6 protein-coding genes are annotated in these 5315 nt (G+C 65.0%); 5 read left to right on the forward strand and 1 reads right to left on the reverse strand.

All coding sequences use genetic code 11. The annotated features are described in order from the left end of the window. Window positions 1-207 precede the first annotated feature (207 nt). Together tecA and G3N99_RS33740 are read left to right on the forward strand one after the other, a co-directional pair. Window positions 208-687 carry a type 6 secretion system effector deamidase TecA gene (gene tecA / locus G3N99_RS33735; protein WP_174944232.1) on the forward strand — a complete coding sequence of 160 codons (480 nt, stop codon included), beginning with the start codon at window positions 208-210 and terminating at the stop codon, window positions 685-687. 308 nt (window positions 688-995) lie between these two features. Continuing rightward, window positions 996-1889, forward strand: a complete 894-nt coding sequence (locus tag G3N99_RS33740) for an IclR family transcriptional regulator (RefSeq protein WP_206124533.1) — start codon at window positions 996-998, stop codon at window positions 1887-1889. 105 nt (window positions 1890-1994) lie between these two features. Here the strand turns inward: G3N99_RS33740 and G3N99_RS33745 are convergent, their stop codons facing one another. Beyond that, the gene (locus G3N99_RS33745) at window positions 1995-3074 is read right to left on the reverse strand and encodes a porin (RefSeq protein ID WP_174946699.1); all 1080 of its coding nucleotides are present in this window, start codon (window positions 3072-3074) and stop codon (window positions 1995-1997) included. Between the two features lie 444 nt (window positions 3075-3518). Between G3N99_RS33745 and G3N99_RS33750 the strand changes: the two genes are divergently transcribed. Genes G3N99_RS33750 through G3N99_RS33760 form a run of 3 tightly spaced genes read left to right on the forward strand, consistent with a single transcriptional unit; the run spans window position 3519 to window position 5278 of the window. Then, window positions 3519-3836, forward strand: a complete 318-nt coding sequence (locus G3N99_RS33750; protein WP_006489883.1) for a non-heme iron oxygenase ferredoxin subunit — start codon at window positions 3519-3521, stop codon at window positions 3834-3836. A 1-nt stretch (window position 3837) separates the two neighbouring features. Further along, a complete protein-coding gene (locus tag G3N99_RS33755) occupies window positions 3838-4149 on the forward strand; it encodes a recombinase-like helix-turn-helix domain-containing protein (RefSeq protein WP_174944238.1) in 312 nt (103 codons plus the stop codon). Window positions 4150-4201: 52 nt separating this feature from the next. Then, entirely contained in the window at window positions 4202-5278 is a 1077-nt protein-coding gene (locus tag G3N99_RS33760) for an aromatic ring-hydroxylating dioxygenase subunit alpha (protein WP_206124534.1), read from the forward strand. The last annotated feature ends 37 nt before the right edge of the window (window positions 5279-5315 follow it).

Consider the following 5315-nt stretch of genomic DNA (forward strand, 5'->3'; position numbering starts at 1 on the left):
TCCGCCGCCGCCCGACATGCTGCAGCCGTTGCGCGTGCGCCTGCGGCTCGCGCCGAATCCCGATGCGGCCGCCGTTGCGCCGGCTTCGGGGGCGCGCATGCCGTGACGTCCGGGGCGGGGCGCTGAGGTGGGTAAATATCGTAATAACATATGATGTTATCGCGTTGGAGGGACGATGACGTCCTTCTTCTTCACAAGGAGCCACCCATGCAACTGTCCCAGTTAGGCGGGCATGTCGCCCAGTCCGGTTTCGCCGAACGGCAGAAGCACGCCCAGGCGCTGATGTTCGGCATGGCCGACATCAACGAGTATGTTTCCGGCGGTGTCTGCTACGACGCTGCGGCCTATGTCCGGTATCTGCTGCGCGGTGACGCGATGATCACGCCCGGTGCGCTGCTCGACACGATCGGCCAGCACTGGAGAACCCGGTTCAACTTTGAGACCGGCGGTGAATGGGACGGGCGCGCGAGCATTCCGGCGGGAACCGCGGTCGGCTTCTCGCGCGGCGGTACGGTCTTTCATGCCGCGATCGCTGTCGGCGGCAGCCGGATCCGGGCGATCAACGGAGGCCGCCTGGGCAGCGGATGGATGTATGCGGTCGATCTTGCGCGGGTGCTCGAGCCGGACGCGGCCGGCGGCTTTACGTATGACCGCGCGAACATCAAGGTTCTGCTGTCGCGCCTGTAGGCGCATCGACGTCGAATGCCGCGCCGACCGCTATCCTTCTGCCGCTCGCCGCTCGCCGCTCGCCGCTCGCCGCGCACACGGCCGGGCGGCGGCTGTCCGGCCGTTCGGCGATTTCCGCATGGCGTCGCGCTGTCCATCACTGCTATCCTCTCGACCGTGAATGACTCTTCATGGAGTCGTGGCGGCGCATGCTGCGTCGCGGCGAAGCGCGCGGGTGCGACCCTGCGTGCGCGCCGAGGTAGCATGACCGCCCGTCCACGACGATCCGTGACCTGTTTCGTGACTGATTTCCTACCGTCCATGTCCACATGGTCAAGACAACGATGAGCGACGCACCTGAATCCGCGGCGCCCGGCGACGACGAGTCGTCCGGCGGCGCGTCGTCCTATCTGGTGCCGGGGCTCGAACGCGGGCTGCGGATCCTCGCCGAATTCTCCGCGCGCGAGCCGGTGCTCGGCGCGCCCGAGCTGTCGAAGCGCATCGGCATTCCGCGCACGACCACGTTCCGCCTGCTGCAGACCCTCGAAGCGCTCGGTTTCCTCGAGCGCGTGAATGGCGACCGTTATTTCCGGCTCGGCGTCGGCGTGCTGCGGCTCGGCTTCGAATACCTGAATTCGCTCGAACTGACCGATCTCGGCGGGCCCGTGCTCGAACGGCTGCGCGACGCGACCGGCCTGTCGACGCATCTGCTGATCCGCGACCAGCGCGACGTCGTGTTCGTCGCGAAGGCGCAGAGCAACGCGTCGATGTTCGGTTCGGTGAAGGTGCACGTCGGCACGCGCCTGCCCGCGCATGCGACCGTGCACGGCCACGTGCTGATGGGCGACCTGACGCGCGACGCGCTGCGCCAGCTCTATCCGGAAAAGCGGCTCGAGCAGTTCACCGAGCGCACGCCGGGCACCGTCGACGAACTGTACGAACGCGTGCGCCATTACGCGCGGCTCGGCTACGCGATGAGCGAGGCGGCATTCGAGAGCGGCATTTCGGCGGTCACTGCGCCCGTACGCGATCATTCGGGCTCGATCGTCGCGGCGATCACCGCGACGGTGCCGCGCTCGGAGATCGGCGAGGCCCGCGAGAAGGAGCGGCTCGTCGAAGCCGTGTGCGGCGCGGCGGTCGACCTGTCACAGCGGCTGAACTATCGTCCGCTCGAAAGCGATCCGACATTCGCGCACGCGCGCCACAAGGTCGCGATGTTCTGAGTGTTCCGATGCGCGGCCGGCGGCCGTGCAAATGCAATGCACGAAAGAAAAAGAGCGGCCCGCGGGCCGCTCTTGTCGTTTCAGGCGGCGAACGCCTGACTTCGTTCAGAACGAGTGGTGGATGCCGGTGAGCACGATCACCTGGTTCGCGGTGCTCGACACGCCAGCCGTGAAGAACGCGGCCTGCGCGCCGCCCGACCCGTGTTCGACCAGCACGTTCGCATACAGCTGCGTGCGCTTCGACAACGAATAGATGTCGCCGAGCTCGACCTGCGTCCAGCGGCGGCCGGCCAGCGTCGTGGTCGCCGCGCCGCCCGCGATCGTGTTGAACGCGCTGCTGCGGTAGTTCACACCCGCGTCGTAGCTCTGGAACGTGTCCGAAAAGCCGTTCGACTGCATCTTCGTGCGCGTGTACAGGCCGTGCACGAGGAAGTCGCCGAACTGGTAGGACGCGCCCGCGCCGATGTTTTCGACCTTGTTCGCGGTATAGCCGTTCGCGGTGTTCTGCCCCTGGAACGACGTGATGCCGGTCGTGCTGATCAGGATCGAGCGGTCGTGCTCGTTCGAGTACACGGCCGACGCCTTGAACGGCCCGTTCGCATAGTTCAGCGCGACGCCGACCGACTTGCCGGTCGAGAAGTTCGTCGTGTTGCCGAGCGCCATCGTCGCCGCGGCCGAGAAGCCCGCGAAGGTCGGCGAACGGTATTTGACCGCGTTGTTGTACGGCACGTTGCCGGTCGCGGCGAGCCCGTCGATGTTGCCGGGGTGGAACGCGTACCAGCTCATCGCGAGGTAGGCCGTGCTGAGCGGATCGAGATAGTCGAACGACAGCGGCGTCTGGCGGCCGAGCGTCAGCGTGCCGTAGCGATCCGAGCTGAGGCCGACGAAGGCCGCGCGGTTCCAGATCGTGTTCGCGGTCGCGAACTGGCCGTTGTTCGTATAGAAGCCGTTTTCGAGCTGGAAGATCGCCGACAGGCCATTGCCGAGGTCTTCCTTGCCCTTCAGGCCCCACCGATCGGGCTGCGTATTGCCCTGGATCATCGCCCACTTCGCATGGCCGCCGACGTTGTTCACGTACGCGACGCCCGCATCCATGCTGCCGTACAGCATCACGCTGCTCTGCGCCCACGCGCCCGACACGGCGCCCAATCCGATCACTGCTGCTGCTACCGCGTGCTTGACCATTTGATCTCCTGAATCTCCAACCTGATGAAAACGTGCCGTGGCGGCATGCGCAGGAACGGCCGGCCGTCGCGCGGTTTCGCCATCGAGTGGGCATTCGTATGTTCCATATAAGGAACAGTGTGCCTCTGATGGAATGGAGTATAGAGGCGTCAAGCACTGGATCAAAAATAATTTTTTCGGGACAGATGGGCTTCCGGCCAATGCCCGGCGGCGGTGCGCGAAGCCCGCGTAAACCCGGTAAATCCCCGTCGTATAACAAAAAATTTCATTTAATGAGATGGGCGTACGTGATCGCCGACCCGTCGGTCAGTGTTTTCCCTAGGGCATGCACCTTTTTGTTTTACTCGTGGAAAGTCACTCCTATAATCACCATCCATAAACTGTTGTTCCGGGTATGGAACAAATCGGAACAAACCGAGAGTCGATCAGAAGGAAGGGTGTGAGATGTCTGAACAATGGATTTGCGCCGGGCACGCCGGCGCGCTGTCGGAAGACACGCCGATCGAGTTCAAGCGGACCGACGGCGTCGAAATCGGGATCTACCGCGTCGGCGACGACGTGTATGCGCTCGAGAACGTATGCCCGCATGCGTACGCGCTGCTGACGCAGGGGTTCGTCGACGAAGGCACGGTCGAATGCCCGCTGCACGAGGCCGTGTTCGACATCAAGACGGGCGAATGCCTGAAGGGTCCGGGCGGACGCGCACTGAAGCAGTACGCGGTGCGTCTCGCCGGCGAGGAAATCCAGATCAAGGTGGAATGACATGAAAGAAGCGACCGTCAACTTCAATCCCTTCCTGAAGCCGTGGGTGGCGCCGCAGCCGAACAACATCGCGGGCAAGGGGCAGATCGAAATCCCCGGCCAGGTCGAGAACCAGGTCTGGCAGAACCGCAAGGCCGCACCAACCCAGTACGAAAACGACCTCGGCGATGCGCTCGAACGCGTGTTCGAAGCCGGCGCGATCGAGCTGGACGATGTCGTCGCGGGCCTGAACCGCATCGGCTTCCGCGCGCCGGACGGCACGGTGTGGACACCTGAGCGCTTCCGCGCCGAAATGGCCTCGCTCGCGGAATGACCGCTTGAGCGCCGACCGCCGACCCGACGACAACCGCATCCGGAGCACACTGATGACGTCCCCCGAACAACACGCAGCACAACACGACCCGGTCCGTGCCTATCTCGACCGCGGCATCAAGAACTACTGGTATCCCGTCGCGCCGAGCTGGCAGGTGTCGAATGCACCGGTCGGCCTCACGCGCCTGTCCGAGCAGATCGTGCTGTGGCGCGATCACGAGGGCAAGGTTCACGCACTCGAAGATCGCTGCCCGCACCGCGGCGCGCGCCTGTCGCTCGGCTGGAACCTCGGCGGCAACATCGCGTGCTGGTATCACGGCATCGAAGTCGACGGCGGCGGCACGGTCAACCGCGTGCCGGCCGTATCGAACTGTCCGCTCGAAGGCACGAAGTGCGTGAAGTCGTATCCGGTCGAAGAGAAGGCCGGCGCGATCTTCCTGTGGTTCGGCGACGAAGCGCACGGCGAGCCGGCGCCGCTGAACCTGCCCGAGGAACTGGTCGACGACGCGTACGGCCACTTCCTGTGCGTATCGAACTGGAAGTGCAATTACCAGTACGCGATCGACAACGTGATGGACCCGATGCACGGCGCGTACCTGCACGCCACCTCGCACTCGATGGCCGAAGGCGACAAGCAGGCCGACATGCGCGTGCGCAAGACGGAAACGGGCCTGATGTTCGAGAAGATCGGTCAGCGCGACGTGAACTTCGACTGGGTCGAGCTCGGCGAAACGGGCTGCCTGTGGATGCGCCTCGCGATTCCGTACAAGCAGAAGTTCGGCCCGGGCGGCAACTTCGGGATCATCGGCTTCGCGACGCCGGTCGACGGCGACAACTGCCAGGTCTACTTCTGGCGCACGCGCAAGGTCAGCGGCTGGCAGCGCGACGTGTGGCGCTTCATGTACCGCAACCGCCTCGAAGGCCTGCACTGGGACGTGCTCGAGCAGGACCGCTACGTCCTCGAAAGCCTCGCGCCGAATGCCCGTGATCACGAATACCTGTACCAGCACGACGTCGGCATGACGCGCGTGCGCCGGATGCTGCGCACGCGTGCGCAGGAGCATCTCTCCGCGCTCGACGCGCATCGCGCGGCACAGGCGCAGGCCGCATCGGAGCCGGCAAATGGCTGAGCGCGCTCCGGTCGTGCCGCTCACGGGGCGCCGCGTG

The organism is Burkholderia sp. Ac-20392 (assembly GCF_017104585.1).
In the GTDB taxonomy this organism is placed as follows: Bacteria; Pseudomonadota; Gammaproteobacteria; order Burkholderiales; family Burkholderiaceae; genus Burkholderia; species Burkholderia lata.